The organism is Cellulomonas septica, from assembly GCF_012396155.1.
GTDB lineage: Bacteria > Actinomycetota > Actinomycetes > Actinomycetales > Cellulomonadaceae > Cellulomonas > Cellulomonas septica.
This window is the reverse complement of the sequence record NZ_JAAXOY010000778.1, coordinates 1-1,482: the sequence shown is the minus strand read 5'-3', so window position 1 is coordinate 1,482 and position 1,482 is coordinate 1. Positions and strand designations below refer to the sequence as shown.

General features: G+C 75.8%; 1 protein-coding gene. It reads left to right on the top strand.

Going from position 1 to position 1,482, the window contains the following annotated elements:
* The coding region (locus HGA02_RS19060) for an HAD-IC family P-type ATPase (RefSeq protein WP_168680936.1) at positions 1 to 1,482 on the top strand (1,482 nt) is incomplete at both ends.

Genomic DNA, 1,482 nt, shown 5'->3' with positions numbered 1-1,482 from the left:
CCACGGCGGTCACGACGCGGCGCACCACGAGTCAGCGCCGGAGCCGGGCACGCGCGTCGTCGACCCGCACGCGACGGTCGAGCACGCCGGTCACGGAGCGGCGACGGTCCCGGCCGCTCACGAGGGCGGGCACGCGCACGGCATGGACCCGTTCGAGCACGCGCTCTCGGGTCACTCCATGGCGCCCGGGCACGAGATGGACGCCGACGAGGACACCTCGGCCCCGACGGACGCGCGCGGCACCGACCTGCGCCGCCGGCTGCGCGTCGCGACCGTCCTCACGGTCCCCGTCCTGCTGCTCTCGATGATCCCCGCGCTCCAGTTCACAGGGTGGCAGTGGGTCGTCGCCGCGCTCGCGCTCCCGGTCGCGACGTGGGCGGCCTGGCCGTTCCACAAGGCCGCCGCACGCGCGGCCCGGCACCGCGCGTCGACCATGGACACCCTCGTGTCGATCGGCATCGTCGCGGCGACCGGCTGGTCGTTGTGGGCGCTGCTGCTCGGCGGCACGGGCGAGCTCGGCGTGACCATGACGCCGACGCTGTTCCCCGCGGCCGACACCGGCCACGGCGAGGCGATGCCCGAGCTGTACTTCGAGGTCGCGGCCGTCGTCACGACGTTCCTGCTGGCCGGCCGCTACGCCGAGCACCGCTCCCGCCGCCGTGCGGGCGACGCGCTGCGCGCGCTGCTCGACCTGGGCGCGAAGGACGTCGCGCTGCTGGTCACGGGCCCGGACGGGCGCCGCGTCGAGCAGCGTGTCCCGGTCGCTCGACTGAGCGTCGGCGACGAGTTCACCGTGCGCCCCGGCGAGAAGGTCGCGACCGACGGCGTCGTGGTGTCCGGCACCAGCGCGCTCGACACGTCGCTGCTCACCGGCGAGCCCGTCCCCGTGGACGTGGGTCCCGGCGACGAGGTCACCGGCGCGACCGTCAACACCTCGGGTGCGCTCGTCGTGCGCGCGACGCGCGTCGGCGAGGAGACGCGGCTGGCCCAGATCGGCCGGCTCGTCGCCGCGGCACAGACCGGCAAGGCACCCGTGCAGCGGCTCGCGGACCGCATCTCGGCGGTCTTCGTGCCGGTCGTGCTCGTGCTCGCCGTGGGGACGCTCGCCGCGTGGCTGCTCACGGGCGGCTCGGTGCAGGCCGCGTTCACCGCCGCCGTCGCCGTCCTCATCATCGCGTGCCCCTGCGCCCTCGGGCTCGCGACGCCGACCGCGCTCCTGGTCGGCACCGGCCGCGGCGCGCAGCTCGGCATCCTCATCAAGGGTCCCGAGATCCTCGAGAGCACGCGCACCGTCGACACCGTCGTGCTCGACAAGACCGGCACGGTGACCGAGGGCCGCATGGCGCTGGTCGACGTCCTGCCCGTCGCGGGCACGACGCGCGACGACGCCCTGCGCTACGCCGCCGCCGTCGAGCAGCTCGCCGAGCACCCGGTCGCCCGCGCGATCGCGTCGGCTGCCCAGGGACCCGTCGACGACGCGCT